At 66.9% G+C, this 16251-nt stretch carries 16 protein-coding genes and 1 riboswitch; of the genes, 11 read left to right on the forward strand and 5 right to left on the reverse strand.

All coding sequences use genetic code 11. From position 1 onward, the window contains the following. The first annotated feature begins 13 nt into the window (after nucleotides 1–13). On the forward strand, nucleotides 14–853 hold the full coding sequence (gene galU / locus H143_RS0101920) for a UTP--glucose-1-phosphate uridylyltransferase GalU (protein WP_026349632.1): 840 nt from the start codon (nucleotides 14–16) through the stop codon (nucleotides 851–853). Between the two features lie 276 nt (nucleotides 854–1129). On the opposite strand, the gene H143_RS0101925 is transcribed toward galU, so the two are convergent. Next, entirely contained in the window at nucleotides 1130–2287 is a 1158-nt protein-coding gene (locus H143_RS0101925) for a UbiH/UbiF/VisC/COQ6 family ubiquinone biosynthesis hydroxylase (RefSeq protein ID WP_019936531.1), read from the reverse strand. Nucleotides 2288–2502: 215 nt separating this feature from the next. Here H143_RS0101925 and H143_RS19765 point away from each other — a divergent pair, with 215 nt between their 5' ends. Continuing rightward, a complete protein-coding gene (locus tag H143_RS19765; protein WP_155803296.1) occupies nucleotides 2503–3408 on the forward strand; it encodes a polysaccharide deacetylase family protein in 906 nt (301 codons plus the stop codon). Between the two features lie 4 nt (nucleotides 3409–3412). Here the strand turns inward: H143_RS19765 and H143_RS0101935 are convergent, their stop codons facing one another. Continuing rightward, nucleotides 3413–4759 carry an aminopeptidase P N-terminal domain-containing protein gene (locus tag H143_RS0101935; protein WP_019936533.1) on the reverse strand — a complete coding sequence of 449 codons (1347 nt, stop codon included), beginning with the start codon at nucleotides 4757–4759 and terminating at the stop codon, nucleotides 3413–3415. A gap of 44 nt (nucleotides 4760–4803) precedes the next feature. Then, a riboswitch (yybP-ykoY riboswitch) is annotated at nucleotides 4804–4935 on the forward strand. Here H143_RS0101935 and H143_RS22325 point away from each other — a divergent pair. The 7 genes from H143_RS22325 (at nucleotide 4896) to ruvA (ending at nucleotide 10258) form a co-directional block, all read left to right on the forward strand. Then, the gene (locus H143_RS22325) at nucleotides 4896–5036 is read left to right on the forward strand and encodes a hypothetical protein (protein WP_019936534.1); all 141 of its coding nucleotides are present in this window, start codon (nucleotides 4896–4898) and stop codon (nucleotides 5034–5036) included. It overlaps the preceding riboswitch by 40 nt. Beyond that, nucleotides 5030–6031, forward strand: coding sequence for a sodium:calcium antiporter (locus H143_RS0101945; RefSeq protein ID WP_019936535.1), 1002 nt, complete (start codon nucleotides 5030–5032; stop codon nucleotides 6029–6031). The genes H143_RS22325 and H143_RS0101945 overlap by 7 nt, the downstream gene beginning before the upstream one ends. Before the next feature lie 119 nt (nucleotides 6032–6150). Further along, nucleotides 6151–7158, forward strand: coding sequence for a tRNA dihydrouridine synthase DusB (dusB, locus tag H143_RS0101950; protein ID WP_026349633.1), 1008 nt, complete (start codon nucleotides 6151–6153; stop codon nucleotides 7156–7158). Nucleotides 7159–7203: 45 nt separating this feature from the next. After that, complete coding sequence (locus tag H143_RS0101955) at nucleotides 7204–7443, forward strand: helix-turn-helix domain-containing protein (RefSeq protein ID WP_019936537.1); 240 nt, start codon at nucleotides 7204–7206, stop codon at nucleotides 7441–7443. Between the two features lie 10 nt (nucleotides 7444–7453). Next, nucleotides 7454–9043 (forward strand): bifunctional phosphoribosylaminoimidazolecarboxamide formyltransferase/IMP cyclohydrolase, encoded by a 1590-nt coding sequence (gene purH, locus H143_RS0101960; RefSeq protein ID WP_019936538.1) that lies wholly within the window; start codon nucleotides 7454–7456, stop codon nucleotides 9041–9043. Between the two features lie 47 nt (nucleotides 9044–9090). Next, complete coding sequence (ruvC, locus tag H143_RS0101965) at nucleotides 9091–9633, forward strand: crossover junction endodeoxyribonuclease RuvC (RefSeq protein WP_019936539.1); 543 nt, start codon at nucleotides 9091–9093, stop codon at nucleotides 9631–9633. Between the two features lie 52 nt (nucleotides 9634–9685). Next, complete coding sequence (gene ruvA / locus H143_RS0101970; RefSeq protein ID WP_019936540.1) at nucleotides 9686–10258, forward strand: Holliday junction branch migration protein RuvA; 573 nt, start codon at nucleotides 9686–9688, stop codon at nucleotides 10256–10258. A 163-nt stretch (nucleotides 10259–10421) separates the two neighbouring features. Here ruvA and H143_RS22775 read toward each other — a convergent pair whose 3' ends face one another. Further along, nucleotides 10422–10598 carry an NAD(P)-dependent oxidoreductase gene (locus tag H143_RS22775; protein ID WP_019936541.1) on the reverse strand — a complete coding sequence of 59 codons (177 nt, stop codon included), beginning with the start codon at nucleotides 10596–10598 and terminating at the stop codon, nucleotides 10422–10424. Between the two features lie 364 nt (nucleotides 10599–10962). On the opposite strand from H143_RS22775, the gene ruvB reads away from it, so the two are divergent. Then, on the forward strand, nucleotides 10963–12033 hold the full coding sequence (ruvB, locus tag H143_RS0101985; RefSeq protein ID WP_019936542.1) for a Holliday junction branch migration DNA helicase RuvB: 1071 nt from the start codon (nucleotides 10963–10965) through the stop codon (nucleotides 12031–12033). A gap of 12 nt (nucleotides 12034–12045) precedes the next feature. Here ruvB and H143_RS0101990 read toward each other — a convergent pair whose 3' ends face one another. Together H143_RS0101990 and H143_RS0101995 are read right to left on the reverse strand one after the other, a co-directional pair. Continuing rightward, nucleotides 12046–13449 carry an ATP-binding protein gene (locus H143_RS0101990; RefSeq protein WP_019936543.1) on the reverse strand — a complete coding sequence of 468 codons (1404 nt, stop codon included), beginning with the start codon at nucleotides 13447–13449 and terminating at the stop codon, nucleotides 12046–12048. Continuing rightward, nucleotides 13449–14147 carry a response regulator gene (locus H143_RS0101995; RefSeq protein WP_019936544.1) on the reverse strand — a complete coding sequence of 233 codons (699 nt, stop codon included), beginning with the start codon at nucleotides 14145–14147 and terminating at the stop codon, nucleotides 13449–13451. The genes H143_RS0101990 and H143_RS0101995 overlap by 1 nt, the downstream gene beginning before the upstream one ends. Nucleotides 14148–14437: 290 nt before the next feature. Here H143_RS0101995 and recQ point away from each other — a divergent pair, with 290 nt between their 5' ends. Then, nucleotides 14438–16249 (forward strand): DNA helicase RecQ, encoded by a 1812-nt coding sequence (gene recQ / locus H143_RS0102000; protein WP_019936545.1) that lies wholly within the window; start codon nucleotides 14438–14440, stop codon nucleotides 16247–16249. The last annotated feature ends 2 nt before the right edge of the window (nucleotides 16250–16251 follow it).

Consider the following 16251-nt stretch of genomic DNA (forward strand, 5'->3'; position numbering starts at 1 on the left):
GGAGCCATTTTTCATGATACCCATCCGCAAAGCTGTTTTCCCCGTCGCAGGCCTGGGCACCCGTTTTCTGCCCGCCACCAAGGCCATGCCAAAGGAAATGCTGCCCGTGGTCGACAAGCCGCTGATCCAGTATGCCGTCGAGGAAGCAGTGGCCGCCGGCATCACACATTTGATTTTCGTGACCGGCCGCAACAAGCGCGCTATCGAAGACCATTTCGACGCCTCGCCCGAACTCGAGCGCGAGCTCGAGCAAAAAGGCAAGATAGAACTGCTGTCCTTGGCGAGGGACATCCTGCCCGATTACGTCAGTTGTCTGTTCATCCGCCAGAAAGCCGCGCTGGGTCTGGGTCACGCCGTGCTCACGGCACAGCCCGCGGTGGGCAGCGAGCCCTTCGCCGTGCTGCTGGCCGACGATCTGATCGATTCCGATACCTCGGTCACCAAGCAATTGATCGACACGGCGATGAGCAACAACGCCAGCGTGCTGGGCGTGCAGGACGTGCCGCGCGAGGACACCAGCAAGTACGGCATCGTGGCGGGCCAGCGCCTGAACGCGCGCACCGAACGCGTCACGCACATCGTCGAGAAGCCCAAGCCCGAGGACGCGCCCTCGACCTTGGCGGTGGTGGGCCGCTATGTGCTCGAATCGGCCATCTTCGATCATCTGCGCAAGACCGAGCGCGGCGCCGGCAACGAGATCCAGCTCACCGACGCCATCGCTTCGCTGATGCGCGAGCGCGAGGTCTACGCCCATCGCTACGAAGGCACGCGTTATGACTGCGGCAGCAAGGCCGGCTTGTTCCAGGCCAATATCGCCTTCGGCCGCAAATATCACGGGCTGATTCCCGAGTAAGCGGCGTTGGGGCTCAGGGCGGCTTAGATTGCGTTCTTGACACGTCGGGCGGGCCGAGCGCGAACTGGCCCCTGCGGGACATAGACAGCGCGCCCGGAAAGCCCCTACCCTCCCTTCTCAAGCCCTCGGCAGCCTCCAACAGGCCACAACCCCCAGCCTTTGCGCGGCCCGACCGACTTGCAGCATCTCGCACTGTGTCGATACATCGACCGATCGTTGCTGGGGCACGCGCCGTTAATTCTCGCTGTGCGTTAAGAACCCGATCGAAGCCACTGCCTATTTGCGCAAGCCCTGCAGAAAATGCCGGGTCAACGGCGCGCGCAGCGAAGCGGAAAGATCCAGCGCCAGCAACGCAAGCCCGCAGGCATGCTCGATCGGAGCCATGCCTGTGGCGAAGGCGCGCGGCATGATGTCGGTGATGCCGGCGGTAACGAGCCGGTCGGGCAAGCGGGTACGGGCGAAATCGGCGAGCAGGGTGACCGGGCTGCCGTCCTGCCCGGCCAGCCAGGGTCCCAGGGCCTGGGCCAGTTGCGCGGCATCGCGCAGTCCAAGATTCAGGCCCTGGCCTGCGACGGGGTGCAGGGTCTGGGCGGCGTTGCCTATGGTGGCGAGGCGGCCCTGAGCCTGGGCATGGCGCGCCTTAAGGTGCAGGGGAAAGACCTGGCGTGCAGCAGTGCTGCGCAGACGGCCCAAACGCGTACCGAAGGTCGCGGTGAGGGCCTTGGAGAATTCGTCGTCGCCGGCCTGGGCGATGGCGCTTGCATGCGCGGGTTCGCAGCACCAGACCACGGCGTAATCGCCGTTTATCTGCGGATGGGGCAATAGTGCCAGGGGGCCTTCGCGGGTGAACCGCTCCCAGGCCCAGCCGGGCCGGGCCAGGGTGGCGCTGACCCGGGTGAGAATGGCATGCTGGCCGTAGTCGCGCTGCACGTCCTGGCCGCCGGCCCCGTCGCAACGCACGGCGATGGCACAACCCAGTTCCGTGCCACCCTGCCGGACCTGGACAAGGTCTGCTTGCTGGCCCTCGACCGCGGCGGGCGGCCCGGACATCAGGCTGACGCCGCAGGCGGCAGTGCGCTCCAGCAGCCGGGCATGCAGGTCGGCATAGGAAACGGTATTGCCCAGGGCCGGCACCCCGAAGTCTTCGCGAGCAATGACGGCACGGCCCAGGCGGCCGCGCTGCGAAACGTGGATATGCTCGATGGCCGCCGAGCGGGCCGGCCAGGCCCCCAGGCTTTCGAGCAGCACGCGGCTGCCGTGGTTGATGGCGATGATGCGCGGGTCGTCGGCCGGGGCGGGCTGGGCCGCGCCGCCGTCACCGGCCAGCAGCGCGATACGCGCGGGATCGCGCACCAGGCGCGCCAGCAGAAGCGCCAGCACCTGGCCCACGGGGCCGGCGCCCAGAATGGCGATGTCGAAATCAGCGGTAGGCATAGGGAGATTTTATAGGTCTGGCCGTGCGGCCGGCGAAGTACGGCCGGCAAGGTGCGGCCAAGCAGGCCGGATCTGCGCAGGTTCGACACGGATACAACATTTTGACTGCGGTTTCAATGATGCGAGCCGTTTGCAGCGCATTCTCGCTCGACTTTGGCTAAGCTTGCGCCTAGCTTAGCCGCAGCTTGCGCAAGCGAACACCACCAGAGTCCGACATGAGTTCCTTCGTACCCGAGGCTCCTTTGCCGCCGGCAGAAGCAGGCATGACGAGCGCTGCGCGCCGCTGGCGGCCCGCCCCCCTTGTTGCGGGCGCCGCGGCCATGCATGCCGGCGCCGTGGCGGTGATCGCGGCCCATCCGGCTTCGTGGCCGTGGGCCGCAGCCAGTGCCTTTGCATCGCATGCAGCCGTGGTGGGTTGCGGCCTCTGGCCCCGCAGCAATCTGCTCGGGCCTAATCTGACGATGCTGCCGGCGAGCGCCGGCGATCAGATCGCGCTCACGATCGACGACGGCCCCGATCCCGAGATCACCCCGCGCGTGCTGGACCTGCTCGAGCGCCACGGCGCCCGTGCCACGTTCTTCTGCATCGGCGAAGCGGCGCGCCGGCATCCGCACTGGATCGAGGCCATCGCGGCGCGCGGCCACGCAATCGAGAACCACAGCCATCGCCACCGCCTGCTTTTCTCGCTGCGGGGGCCGCGTTGGCTGCGGCGCGAGATCGAGGCCGCGCAGCAGACGCTGACCGAACTCAGCGGCACGCGCCCATTGTTCTTTCGCGCGCCTGCCGGGCTGCGCAATCCTTTTCTCGAGCCAGTGCTGTGCGCACTGGGTCTGCACCTGGCCAGCTGGACGCGGCGCGGTTTCGATACCCGCGCCCGCGACACGCACCGGGTCGCCCGGCGCCTGACAGAAGGGCTGAGCGCGCGCGACATCCTGCTACTGCACGACGGCAACGCAGGACGCGATGCGAATGGCAGGCCGGTGGTACTGGATGTGCTGCCCGTCGTCCTGCGGGCCGCGCAGCAAGCCGGCCTGCGCTGGACGACGCTGCGCGCGGCGATCCCGGCAGGCCCCGCGGATGCGCACGCCTTTTCGCCGGCCGACGCCCTGCGGCCGGAATGAGGCTTCATTCCCGCATCAGAGCTTCGATTTCACGGGCATCCACCGGCACGCCGCGCGTGATGAGTTCGCAGCCCGTCTCGGTGACCAGCGCATCGTCCTCGGTGCGTATGCCGATGTTCCAGAACTGGGATGGCACGTCGTCGGCCGCAGTGACGTAGATACCTGGCTCAATGGTGAGCATCATGCCGGGAGCGAGCGCGCGCCAAGGACGGGCGTCGTCGGCATAAGGCGCCGCCGGATCGCGGTAATCGCCCACATCGTGCACATCCAGCCCAAGCCAATGGCCGGTCTGGTGCATATAGAAGCGGCTGTAGGCGCCCGACTCCAGCACACCGTCCAGCGTACCCTTGAGCAGCTTTTCGTCGAGCATGCCCTGCGCCAGCACGCGCAGGGCGGCCTGGTGGCCGGCGTTAAAGGGCCGGCCGGGACGAATCGCATCGGCGGCGGCCTGCTGGGCCGCCACGGTCAGGTCGTAAAGCGCGCGCTGCGGACCGCTGTAGCGGCCGTTCACGGGAAAAGTGCGGGTGATGTCGGAGGCGTAGCTGTCGAGCTCGCAGGCGGCATCGATCAGCACCAGGTCGCCGTCGCGCAGTTCGGCCTCGCCCGCGGGATAGTGCAGGATGCAGGCATTGGCGCCGCCTGCGACGATGCTGGTGTAGGCCGGAGCCTGAGCGCCGTGGCGGCGGAATTCGTAGAGCAGTTCGGCCTCCAGCTCGTATTCGCGCATGCCGGGCCGCACGGCGCGCATGGCGCGGGCGTGAGCGCCCGCCGAAATACGCGCGGCGCGGCGCATGGTGGCAATCTCGACGGCATCTTTGACCAGACGCATCTCGGCCAAAATGGGCGAGATATCCTGCACGCGCCGCGGCAGCCTGCGACCCTGCCGGGTCTGGCCGCGGGCGGCTTGCAGCCACGCCTGCACGGGTCCGTCCACGATCTCGCCGCGATCGAACGGCGCGTACAGCGTGGGCTGGTCGAGCAGCAGTTCGGGCAGGATGTCGTCGAGTTCCTCGGTGCTGTAGGCCTCATCCAGGTCGAAGCGTTCGGCTGCGGCCTCGGGACCGACGCGCAAGCCCGTCCAGGTCTCCATCTTGGGATCGCGCGGCTGGCAGAACAGCAGCGCGTGATCGTCGGCGCCCGCGATCAGCACCAGCCACGCCTCGGGCTCGATGAAGCCGCTCAGGTAGTAAAAGTCGCTGTCGTGGCGGTAGGGGTATTCGGCGTCGCGGTTGCGCACGGCGTGCGGCGCGGTGGGCAGGACCGCGATGCCGCCGCCCTGGGCGCGCATGTGCGCAAGCAGCCGACGGCGGCGTTCACGGAAAGGGGCGATATCGGTGGCGGGCAGGCTCATGCGCCTACTTTACTCGCCAGGGCCGGCTGCTACAATGCGCCCGCCCTTCCGTCATTGGGGAGTAGCCATCCCGGTGGAACCGTCCACCAGGGAGCCTGCGTCAACAGACTTGGCGATACCGTACTGCAGGTATCCCATGGCGCAGGCAGCCCGCGGCGCCTTCGACCTTCGGCGCCCGCAGCCCGGCGAGACCTTTGGCCACGACGCGTTCACCCTGCCGGGCGAGCCGCGCCGCTGCGCCATCGTGTTCGCTTGCCCGGCCGCCTATTCATGCTGACCGCCCTATTCCTCTTCCTGTTGTCCGCGGCCCTGATCTATCTGGCCTGCGAGTATTTCGTCAATAGCGTCGAATGGGTCGGCCATCGGTTCTCGATGAGCGCGACGGCCACGGGCACGGTGCTGGCCGCATTCGGCACGGCCCTGCCGGAAAGCGTGGTGACTTTCATGGCGGTGATGTTCGGCCGCACGCCCGCGCAAAAGGACATCGGCGTGGGGGCGGCCATGGGCGGTCCGCTGGTGCTGTCCACGGTGGCCTACGCCGTGGTCGGTCTGGTGCTGCTGTCCATGGTCCGCAAAGGCGCGGCGCCGCGGATCGAAGAAAAAGCCCAGCGGCGCCTGGCGCGCGACCAGGCCTGGTTCATGGCCGTGTTCGTAGTCAAGCTGGGATTGGGCTTGCTGACCTTCGCCTGGAAACCCTGGCTGGGCATCCTGTTCGTGGCCGTGTATGCGGTCTACGTCAAGCGCGAACTGGCCTGCGACGAAGAGCGCATCGACCAGGCGGACCTCGAACCGCTCAAGCTGCGTCCTCGCGCGGCCAATCCCGGCTTGCTCTGGGCAGGCGGCCAGACGCTGCTGGCCCTGGTGGTGATCACCGCGGCGTCGCGCGTGTTCGTGCAGCAAATCGGCGAACTGGGCGCATTCATGGGCATGTCGCCGCACGTGGCGGCTTTGCTGTTGGCTCCGGTGGCCACCGAATTGCCGGAAATACTCAACGCGCTGATCTGGGTGCGCCAGGGCAAGGCGCACCTCGCCCTGGCCAATATATCGGGCGCCATGATGATACAGGCGACGATTCCCAGTGCCCTGGGCATTTTCATGACGCCTTGGCTGTTCGATGCGCCGCTGCTAATGTCGGGGCTAGTAACGCTGGCGACCATCGTTCTGCTGTGGTTGCGTTTGCGCCAAGGCCGGGTGACGGCGGGCGTGCTGGCCTGGGCGGGCGGCTTCTACTTGGTGTTCGCCGCCTGGCTGGCGTGGTATTTCGGAAGTTGAGTTACCCAGGCGCCCGATGGCTTGAACGAACGGCCGAATTACTGCAATTGGGCTTGAGAACTCGAACAAAAAACTCCAGCAGCCCCCCCTCTCCCGAGTTGGTTAAAATCTGCGCAATCATGCAAATCGGCTCATGGACCCTTCCGAACAATGTACTTGTCGCCCCCATGGCCGGCGTCACCGATCGCCCCTTCCGGCAGCTGTGCAAGCGCCTGGGCGCGGGCTACGCAGTATCTGAGATGGCCGCCAGCAACCCCAGGCTCTGGGACAGCGTCAAGACCTCGCGCCGCCTGAACCACGATGGCGAAATCGCCCCCGTGTCCGTGCAGATCGCCGGCGCCGACCCCGCCATGATGGCTGAGGCCGCCGTCTTCAACGCCCAGCGCGGCGCCCGCATCATCGACATCAACATGGGTTGCCCCGCAAAGAAGGTATGCAATCTCGCCAGCGGTTCGGCCCTGCTGCGCCATGAAGACCTGGTACGTCGCATACTCGATGCCGTGGTCGCGGCCTGCGCTCCGCTGGGCGTGCCGGTGACGCTCAAGACCCGCACCGGCTGGGACCGCGAGCACAAGAACGCGCTGCGCATCGCCCGCATGGCGCAGGATGCTGGCATCGCCGCGCTGACCCTGCACGGGCGCACCCGCGCCGACCTCTATGCCGGCCAGGCCGAGTACGACACTCTGCGCGAAGTCAAGGCGGCGCTCGCCATCCCGGTCGTGGCCAACGGCGATATCGACTCGCCCGAGAAGGCGCGCGCCGTCCTGGATTACACTGGCGCCGACGCCGTGATGATCGGACGCGCAGCCCAGGGGCGGCCCTGGATATTCCGCGAAATCGATCATTACTTGCGCACCGGCGACAAGCTCGCCGCGCCCTCGCAAGCCGAGATGCGCGACTTGCTGCTGGAACATCTGGACGATCACTACCGTTTCTACGGCGAGCACACCGGCGTACGCACGGCACGCAAGCATATCGGCTGGTACATCGAGGGCCTGCCCGGCGCGGAAGATTTCCGCTCGCGCATGAACCTGATCGACAACACAGCAGGCCAGGCGCAAGCCGTGGCGCGGTGGTTCGACCAGTTGACGCAAGACGGCGGCCAACCGCAGCGCCTAGCGGCCTGACATCCACCAGCCATTACCCGATTAAAACGATCTGCAACCATAACAATGAGCAAGCAAACTGCCCTGGAAGAATGCGTGCGCACCAGCCTGGCGCGCTACTTCGAAGACCTCGACGGCTCCGCCCCCCACGACATGTGGGACATGGTGATGCACTGCGTCGAGCGGCCCGTTCTTGAAGTCGCCATGGAGCGCGCCGGCGGCAACCAGTCGCGCGCTTCCGAAATGCTCGGCATCACCCGCAATACGCTGCGCAAGAAATTGCTGGCGCACAACCTGCAGCCCTGACACCCACCCCATGAAAATAGAAACCGCCCTCCTCTCGGTCTCCGACAAGACCGGCATCGTCGAATTCGCCCAGGCGCTGCACCAGCGCGGCGTGCGCCTGCTGTCCACCGGCGGCACCGCCAAGCTGCTGGCCCAGGCCGGACTGCCCGTGACCGAGGTGGCCACGCACACCGGCTCGCCCGAGATCCTGGATGGCCGCGTCAAGACCCTGCATCCCAAGATCCATGGCGGCCTGCTGGCCCGCCGCGACAGCGCCGAACACCTCAAGACTATCGCTGAACACGGCATCGACCGCATCGACCTGCTAGTGGTCAATCTCTATCCCTTCCGCGAAACCATCATCAAGCCGGACTGCACCTTCGCAGACGCCGTGGAGAACATCGACATCGGCGGCCCGGCCATGCTGCGCGCCGCGGCCAAGAACCACGGTACCGAAGCGGGCGGCGTTACGGTGGTGATCGACCCCTGCGACTACGCCCGCGTGCTGGACGAGATCGACGAGAACGACGGCACCTCCTACTCGCTGCGCCTGGAGCTGGCCGGCAAGGTCTACGCCCACACGGCCTCCTACGACGGCGCCATCGCCGCCTATCTGAGCAGCCTGAAAGACTCCACGCCCGAGCAGAACGCCGTCCCGGAACGCGCCGAATATCCGGGCGTGCTGACCCTGCAGATCCAGCGCGAGCAGACCTTGCGCTACGGCGAAAACCCGCACCAGACCGCGGCCTTCTACGTCGATCCGCAGCGCCCTGTGGGCCTGCTGGCTGGCTACGCGCAACTGCAGGGCAAGGAACTCTCGTACAACAACATCGCGGACGCCGATGCCGCCTGGGAATGCGTACGCAGCTTCGCGCTTGCGGCCTGCGTCATCATCAAACATGCCAACCCCTGCGGCGTGGCCGTGGCGGCCGATGCGTTCACCGCCTATCGCCAGGCCTTCAAGACCGATCCCACCTCGGCCTTCGGCGGCATCATCGCCTTCAACCGCAAGGTCGACCTGGCCACGGCCGAAGCCGTGAGCAAGCAGTTCATGGAAGTGCTGCTGGCTCCCGCCTACGACGACGATGCGCTGGCGCTGCTGGCCGCCAAGAAGAACGTGCGCGTGCTGATCGTGCCGCTGGGCGACGGCCAGAACCCCTACGACGTCAAGCGCGTGGGCGGCGGCTGGCTGGTGCAGACGCCGGATTTCTACGATCCCGCGTTCGAGAACTTCAAGGTCGTCACCTCGCGCAAGCCCACCGAGAACGAGATGAACAACCTGCTGTTCGCCTGGAAGGTGGCCAAGTTCGTCAAGTCCAACGCCATCGTCTTCGCCGGCAACGGCCTGACGCTGGGCGTGGGCGCGGGCCAGATGAGCCGCATCGACTCGGCGCGCATCGCCTCGATCAAGGCCGCCAACGCGGGCCTGTCGCTGCAAGGCTCGGCGGCCGCCTCCGACGCCTTCTTTCCCTTCCGCGACGGCCTGGACGTGATCGTCGATGCTGGCGCGACCTGCGTGATCCAGCCCGGCGGCAGCGTGCGCGACGACGAGGTGATCGCCGCGGCCGAAGAGCGCGGCATCGCCATGGTGCTCACGGGCACCCGCCATTTCCGCCATTAGGCGCAAATGGCTACGGACGCTTCGATGCCTCGCGGCCTGACGCGCACATGAGGGTGCTCGGCATCGATCCCGGCCTGCGCCGCACCGGCTTCGGCGTCATCGATTCCGAAGGTATGCGGCTGCGCTATGTGGCCAGCGGGACCATCGTGGTCCCGCCCGCGCTGCCGCTGCCCGAGCGGCTCAAGGTGATCCTGGATAACCTGCGCCAGGTCGCCCAGGACACGCAGCCCGACGTGGCCGCGCTCGAAATCGTCTTTCTCAACACCAATCCGGCCTCGACCCTGTTGCTGGGCCAGGCGCGCGGCGCCGCCTTGTGCGCACTGGCCGACAGCCGGCTCGATGTACACGAGTACACCGCCCTGCAGATCAAGAAAGCCGTGGTCGGCACCGGCCGCGCGGCGAAAGAGCAGGTGCAGATGATGGTGCAGCGGCTGCTGTCCCTGAACGGCACGCCTGCGCCCGACTCGGCCGACGCCCTGGCATGCGCCATCTGCCACGCGCATGTGGGGCCCATGCAGCAGCGGCTGACGCAGGCGCAGGGCTCGCCCAGTTCGCGCGCGCGGGTGCGGGCCGGGCGGCTGCGCGGCTAGGGGCCGCGACCGCGCAACCGGACGCGGCCCGGGCAGCGTAGAATCTCGCCGCATGATCGGACGCATAACCGGAACCCTGCTCGAAAAGACCCCACCCACGATTTGCGTGGACGTGGGCGGCGTGGGCTATGAAATCGACGTGCCCATGAGCACGCTCTATACCTTGCCCGAGACCGGCGCGAAGGTGACGCTCCATACCCACCTGGTAGTGCGCGAGGACGCGCACCTGCTGTTCGGTTTCGCCAACGCCGGGGAACGCAGCGCCTTCCGGCAACTGATCAAGGTCACCGGCATCGGCGCGCGCATCGCGCTGGCGGTGCTCTCGGGCATGTCGGTGTCCGAACTGGCCCAGGCCGTCACCCTTCAGGAATCCGCACGGCTCACGCGCGTGCCCGGCATCGGCAAGAAGACCGCCGAACGGCTGCTTCTGGAGCTGCGCGGCAAGTTGGGCGCCGACGTCGGCGCCGTCATCCACGCCGTACCCGACAACCAGACCGACATTCTCAACGCACTGCTGGCCCTGGGCTATTCGGACAAGGAATCCATGGCCGCGCTCAAGCAGTTGCCCCAGGGTGTGGGCGTGTCGGAGGGCATCAAGCACGCGCTCAAGGCGCTGGCGCGCTGAACGGACGCCTGCGAGCGCGGCTTTCGACCGCGCCGCAGCCCACAACTGTCCGGCGATCACATCCTCATGATCGTAAGGCGGCATCGGCGTAGGTGGGCAGTGCGGAACACGGCATGGGGAAACCCTAAAGCGTGGGTCAGCACGATTTTCGAGTGGGTCTAATTTATATGGCGGCTTCGTCGACGATGCCGCCGCGCGCGGTATTGACGAGAATGACGCTATCGCGCATTGCGGCGATGCGTTGGGGGGATATCAGGCCGCGCGTCTGTTCGTCGAGCAGCAGATGCAGCGAGACTACATGGCTTTGCGCGAGCAGATCGTCCAGTTCGACAAAGGTCACACCGGGATACGATTTGCTGCTGCGGGTTCATATAGGAACGCGGCCCGGTGCCCAGGAACACCACATGCTTCAGGCGGCGGCAGGTTCTGGCGATTTCGGTCGGCAGGCGGGTGTGGTCGATGATGGCGATCTCGGCGCCGCCCAGCGCCGCCGGAACCTGCGCGGGCGTGATGTCGGGCTGACGGTTGATGACTCACTCCGGATCATCGGAGCGATGCAGGCGCCCGGCCACGGCCGACAAGACCGGGGTCGCGTCGACGAATACGGCTTTCATGCGCGATTCCTGTTTGGGGGTGGAAGGTTGCGGCCGCGCACAGCATCGCCGACAAATTCCAACCGCGCAAGGGTGCGGTACGATGCACGCATGGCCATTCAGAACGACTCGCTTTCCTCCTTACCCGAACCGGCGCGCCTGGTCGCGCCACAAGCTGTTTCGCCCAACGAGGAATCGATCGAGCGCGCCCTGCGCCCGAAGGCGCTGCAGGAATATGTCGGCCAGGTCCGGGCGCGCGAGCAGCTGGAAATCTTCATCGCCGCGGCCCGCAAGCGCAGCGAGGCGCTCGATCACGTACTGCTCTTCGGACCGCCCGGGCTGGGCAAGACCACGCTGGCCCACATCATCGCCTACGAAATGGGCGTGCAACTGCGCCAGACCTCGGGTCCCGTGCTGGAGCGCCCCGGCGACCTGGCCGCGCTACTGACCAACCTGGAGCGCAACGACGTACTCTTCATCGACGAGATCCACCGACTCTCGCCGGTCGTCGAGGAAATCCTCTATCCGGCGCTCGAGGATTTTCAGATCGACATCCTCATCGGCGAAGGCCCGTCCGCGCGCAGCGTCAAGCTCGACCTGCAGCCCTTCACCCTGGTGGGCGCCACCACGCGCGCCGGGATGCTCACCAATCCGCTGCGCGACCGCTTCGGCATCGTCTCGCGCCTGGAGTTCTACAACGCCGAAGAACTCTCGCGCATCGTCACGCGCAGCGCGGGCCTGCTCAACGCCACAATCACCCCCGAAGGCGCGCAGGAAGTGGCGCGCCGATCCCGCGGCACGCCGCGCATCGCCAATCGCCTGCTGCGTCGCGTGCGCGATTACGCCCAGGTCAAGGCCAGCGGCATCATCGATGCCGACGTGGCGGGCCGGGCGCTCGCCATGCTGGAAGTCGATCCGCAGGGCCTGGATCTGATGGACCGCAAGCTGCTTGAAGCTGTGGTGCACAGGTTCGACGGCGGCCCGGTGGGCGTGGACAGCCTGGCCGCGGCCATCGGCGAGGAACGCGACACCATCGAGGACGTGATCGAGCCCTATCTGATCCAGCATGGCTATTTGCAGCGCACGCCGCGCGGGCGCATGGCGACCCAGACCACCTGGCGCCACCTGGGCCTTACGCCGCCGACGGGGCGCTCCGCCAGCGACAGCGGTGGTCTGTTCTGATTTTCGGGCGGTTCAGATGGCGGCGGGGATAGGCAGCCTGATGCGCACCAGCAGGCCGCCCCCCTGCGCGTCGCGCAGTTCCAGCTTGCCGTGATGCGCCAAAGCGATGGCCTCGGCCAGCGCCAGGCCCAGACCCACATTGCCCGAGCGCGTACGTGCGCCGTCCAGCCGCGCGAAGGGGCGCAGGGCTTCCTGGCGGCGTTCGGGTTCGATGCCGGGGCCGTGGTCTGAAACATCCAGCACAGCCACATCGCCCTCCTGGCGCAGGACCACGTCGATAGGCGTGGCGCCGTGATGCAGGGCATTGCCGACCAGATTGTCCAGCAAGCGCCCCAGGGCCACGGCATCGCCACTGATGACCATATTGGCGTCTTCGGGCGCTTTCAGGGTGATGTCGGTGCCCGCGTCGCTCCAGGCATGCACGCGCTCGGCCAGCCACTCGGGCAAGGAAAGCGGCGCATAGTTGTAGCCGGCCGGATCGGTCCCGCGCGCGAAGCCGATGAACTGATCGACCATGTACTGCATGTCCTGCAGGTCCTTGCGCAGCCCTTCCTTGACGGACGAGTCGTCCGCCATTTCAATGCGCAGCCACATGCGGGACAAAGGCCCCTTGAGATCGTGGGGCAGACCGGAAAGCAGGGTGCGCCGCACGGAATCGGATTCAGCCAGGGCGTCGAGCATGGCGTTAAAGCGCTCGCCCACCACGCGGATTTCCCGCGGGCCGGCCGGCTCGACGCGCTGCGGCTGGCCGGCGGCCAGTTGGTCGGCGGCCTCGGCCAGGCGGGTCATGGGGCCGGTGATATGCCAGGAGAAGCCCACTGACAGAATCAGCACCAGACCCATGCCGCCCAGCCAGATGGCCAGGAGCGAGGTGGAGAACGCGGGCGTCAGGCGCTCGATGGGAATGACCAGCCACTCGTGCAGCTGCGGCATGTCCTCGTAGGTGGGATCGGGCGCCAGCGAAATGAAGACCTCGGGCCGGGGACCGCGCGACAAGGCCACGCGCGTACCGTCGTTGAGCCGCCGGTTGAGCATGAGCAGCGGACCGCGCATGGCGTCGCGGATGCCGTCGTATTCGGGGGGCAGCGGCGGGGGTTCGTGATCGCGCCAGCGGCGGTCGGGACGCCGCTGAAGGCGCGCTTCCGGCGGCAGCAGGCGCGACCACAGATGCCACTGCCCCTGCGAGGCCACGCGCACGAAACTGGCGCGATCTTCGGCAGGAATCTGCGCCAGGGCGGCGCGCAAAGTGCGGATGGTCGTGGCCACGTACTCGATGGCCACCTTGTCCAGGAACTGGTTGCGCAGATAGGTAACGGTGGCCAGCGTGGCCGCCTGGGCCAGCAGCGCCGAGCCCAGAACCAGCAGGATCAGGCGCGCGCGCAGCGATCGCGGCACCAGCAAACGCAAAAAACCCATCAGGGAGAGAACCGGTAGCCGATGCCCCAGACGGTCTGGATCCAACGCGGTTGCTTGGGATCGTCCTCGATGGCGCGCCTCAGGCGCAGGATGGCGATGTCGATGGCGCGATCGTTGCGCTCGCCATCGTCGTCGCGCGCCAGCGACAGCAGGCGTTCGCGCGACAGGGGTTTGCCGGCGTTCTTGACCAGGGCTTCGAGCAGATTAATTTCGCCACCGGTCAGCTTGACCAGGGCATCGTCGCGCGTGAGCTGGCGCGTGGCCGGATCGAACACGAAGGGGCCGAAGGCAACCGGGGCATCCTTGGTGAGCGCCGAGGGCCCCCGCTTGCGGCGCAGGACGGCCTCGATCCGCGCCAGCAGTTCGCGCGGGTCGAAAGGCTTGCCCAGATAGTCGTCGGCGCCGGCTTCCAGGCCGATGATGCGGTCGACGGCCTCATCGCGCGCGGTCAGCAGAACGACGGGGATGTCCTCGCCCTGCTCGCGCAGGCGGCGACAGGCCTCGGCGCCGTCACCGCCGGGCAGCATGCGGTCCAGGACCAGCAGATCGGGCGAATAACGGGCGATGCGGGCCGGCAGATCGCTCGCGTCCGGGGCCAGCAGCGTGTCGTAGCCGTGCCGGTTGAGATAGTCGGCCAGCAGTTGCCGCAGGGCGGGGTCGTCGTCGACGACAAGCAGTTTGGTGTGGGTTGATTCCATGGATGGAATAGTCGCGCTTGGGCTTGATGGGCGCAAGGGGGCGGGTAATGTATTGAAAACACTACCGTCTTTGGAATTGCCCGCAGGTTTGTGCTGTACCGTCGAATTTTTCGGGCTGCCATCGACGCTTCTTAAACCGCCCTGCGTCCGGCGGGTAGGCTGATGAGGGCAGAAGTAGTGACAGCGCCACAGCTTGAGATGCTTTGCGCCTGCAACCCCGATGCGGCTCAAAAACATGTTTACTCCCGATAGTGCGTAAAATTTCGCCATGCCCTTTCTCAGTTTCTCCCATGCCTGACTCGCCAGCTCTCTCCGTCCTGCGGCGCGTCTTCGGTTACGAATCTTTCCGCGGTGAACAGCAGGCCATCGTCGATCATGTGACCGGCGGCGGCGATGCCCTGGTCCTCATGCCCACGGGCGGCGGCAAGTCCCTCTGCTACCAGATCCCGGCGCTGGTGCGCGAAGGCACAGGCGTGGTGGTGTCGCCGCTCATCGCGCTGATGCAGGATCAGGTCGACGCGCTGACCGAACTGGGCGTGCGGGCGGCTTTTCTCAATTCCACGCAGGACTGGCAGCAGGCAAAGGACGTCGAGCGGGCATTCCTGGCAGGCGAGCTGGACCTGCTCTACGTGGCGCCCGAGCGGCTGATGACCGACCGCTGCCTGCAACTGCTGGAACGCGGCCGGATCGCGCTCTTTGCCATCGACGAAGCGCATTGCGTGTCGCAGTGGGGGCACGATTTCCGGCCCGAGTACCTGCAGCTGTCCATGCTGCACGAACGCTGGCCTCAGGTGCCGCGCATCGCCCTGACCGCCACGGCGACAGCCCTGACGCGCGCGGAGATCGCGCAGCGGCTGGCGCTGGATGCGGCCCGGCATTTCGTGGCCAGCTTCGACCGGCCCAATATCCGCTATCGCATCGTCGAGAAGAACGACGTGCGCCGGCAGCTGCTGGACTTGATCCGCGGCGAGCATCCGGGCGATTCGGGCGTGGTGTACGGCCTGTCGCGCAACCGGGTGCAAGAGACCGCGGATTTCCTGTGCGAGCACGGCATCGACGCTCTGCCTTATCACGCGGGGCTGAGCGCCTCGGTGCGCGCGGCCAACCAGTCGCGCTTTCTGCGCGAAGACGGCGTGGTGATGGTGGCCACCATCGCCTTCGGAATGGGCATCGACAAGCCGGACGTGCGCTTCGTGGCGCATATCGACCTGCCCAAATCGGTGGAAGGCTATTACCAGGAAACCGGTCGAGCCGGCCGCGATGGCCAACCGGCCTCGGCCTGGCTGGCCTATGGCCTGCAGGACGTGGTCCAGCAGCGCCGCATGATCGACGAATCGCCGGGCGACGACGTGTTTCGCCGCCGCCTGGGGCAGAACCTGGACGCCATGCTGGGCTTGTGCGAGACGGTGGAATGCCGCCGTGTGCGCCTTCTGGCCTATTTCGGCCAGACGATCACGGCCTGCGGCAACTGCGATGTGTGCCTGACTCCGCCGGAGTCCTGGGACGGCACGGTGGCGGCGCAGAAGGCCCTGTCGGCGGTGTACCGCCTGCAGCAACGCGGACAGCGCTACGGCGCGGGGCATTTGATCGACATCCTGCGCGGCAAGAGCACCGACCGCACGCGGCAGCACGACCACGAATCGCTGAGCGTGTTCGGCGTGGGACAGGACATTTCCGAGCAGACCTGGCGCGGCGTGCTGCGCCAGTTGCTGGCGCAAGACCTCCTGATGGTCGACGGCGAGGGCTACGGCACCTTCGCCCTGACCGAAGCCAGCCGGGCCGTGCTCAAGGGCGAACGCAAGATCATGCTGCGCCGCGACCTGGAAAAGAGGGAAAAAACACCGCGCGGGGGCGCGCGCGGCAAGGCCCCGGCGGTGGACCTGCCGGCCGAAGCGCTGCCCTTGTTCGAAACCCTGCGCGCCTGGCGCGGCGAAGTAGCCAAGAGCCACGGCGTACCGGCCTATGTGATCTTCCACGACGCCACGCTGCGCGAGATCGCCATGGCGCGGCCGGCAACGCTGGACGAACTGGGGCACATCAGCGGCGTGGGCGCGCGCAAACTCGAAGCCTACGGCGCGGACATCCTCGGTCAGGTGCGCTGACA

Source organism: Bordetella sp. FB-8, assembly GCF_000382185.1.
GTDB lineage: Bacteria > Pseudomonadota > Gammaproteobacteria > Burkholderiales > Burkholderiaceae_B > Bordetella.

Excerpts from the sequence above, each read along its gene's own strand:
- galU (WP_026349632.1), top strand. The coding sequence starts at position 14 with ATGATACCCATCCGCAAAGCTGTTTTCCCCGTCGCAGGCCTGGGCACC.
- H143_RS0101925 (WP_019936531.1), bottom strand. The coding sequence starts at position 2,287 with ATGCCTACCGCTGATTTCGACATCGCCATTCTGGGCGCCGGCCCCGTG.
- H143_RS19765 (WP_155803296.1), top strand. The coding sequence starts at position 2,503 with ATGAGTTCCTTCGTACCCGAGGCTCCTTTGCCGCCGGCAGAAGCAGGC.
- H143_RS0101935 (WP_019936533.1), bottom strand. The coding sequence starts at position 4,759 with ATGAGCCTGCCCGCCACCGATATCGCCCCTTTCCGTGAACGCCGCCGT.
- H143_RS22325 (WP_019936534.1), top strand. The coding sequence starts at position 4,896 with ATGGCGCAGGCAGCCCGCGGCGCCTTCGACCTTCGGCGCCCGCAGCCC.
- H143_RS0101945 (WP_019936535.1), top strand. The coding sequence starts at position 5,030 with ATGCTGACCGCCCTATTCCTCTTCCTGTTGTCCGCGGCCCTGATCTAT.
- dusB (WP_026349633.1), top strand. The coding sequence starts at position 6,151 with ATGCAAATCGGCTCATGGACCCTTCCGAACAATGTACTTGTCGCCCCC.
- H143_RS0101955 (WP_019936537.1), top strand. The coding sequence starts at position 7,204 with ATGAGCAAGCAAACTGCCCTGGAAGAATGCGTGCGCACCAGCCTGGCG.
- purH (WP_019936538.1), top strand. The coding sequence starts at position 7,454 with ATGAAAATAGAAACCGCCCTCCTCTCGGTCTCCGACAAGACCGGCATC.
- ruvC (WP_019936539.1), top strand. The coding sequence starts at position 9,091 with ATGAGGGTGCTCGGCATCGATCCCGGCCTGCGCCGCACCGGCTTCGGC.
- ruvA (WP_019936540.1), top strand. The coding sequence starts at position 9,686 with ATGATCGGACGCATAACCGGAACCCTGCTCGAAAAGACCCCACCCACG.
- ruvB (WP_019936542.1), top strand. The coding sequence starts at position 10,963 with ATGGCCATTCAGAACGACTCGCTTTCCTCCTTACCCGAACCGGCGCGC.
- H143_RS0101990 (WP_019936543.1), bottom strand. The coding sequence starts at position 13,449 with ATGGGTTTTTTGCGTTTGCTGGTGCCGCGATCGCTGCGCGCGCGCCTG.
- H143_RS0101995 (WP_019936544.1), bottom strand. The coding sequence starts at position 14,147 with ATGGAATCAACCCACACCAAACTGCTTGTCGTCGACGACGACCCCGCC.
- recQ (WP_019936545.1), top strand. The coding sequence starts at position 14,438 with ATGCCTGACTCGCCAGCTCTCTCCGTCCTGCGGCGCGTCTTCGGTTAC.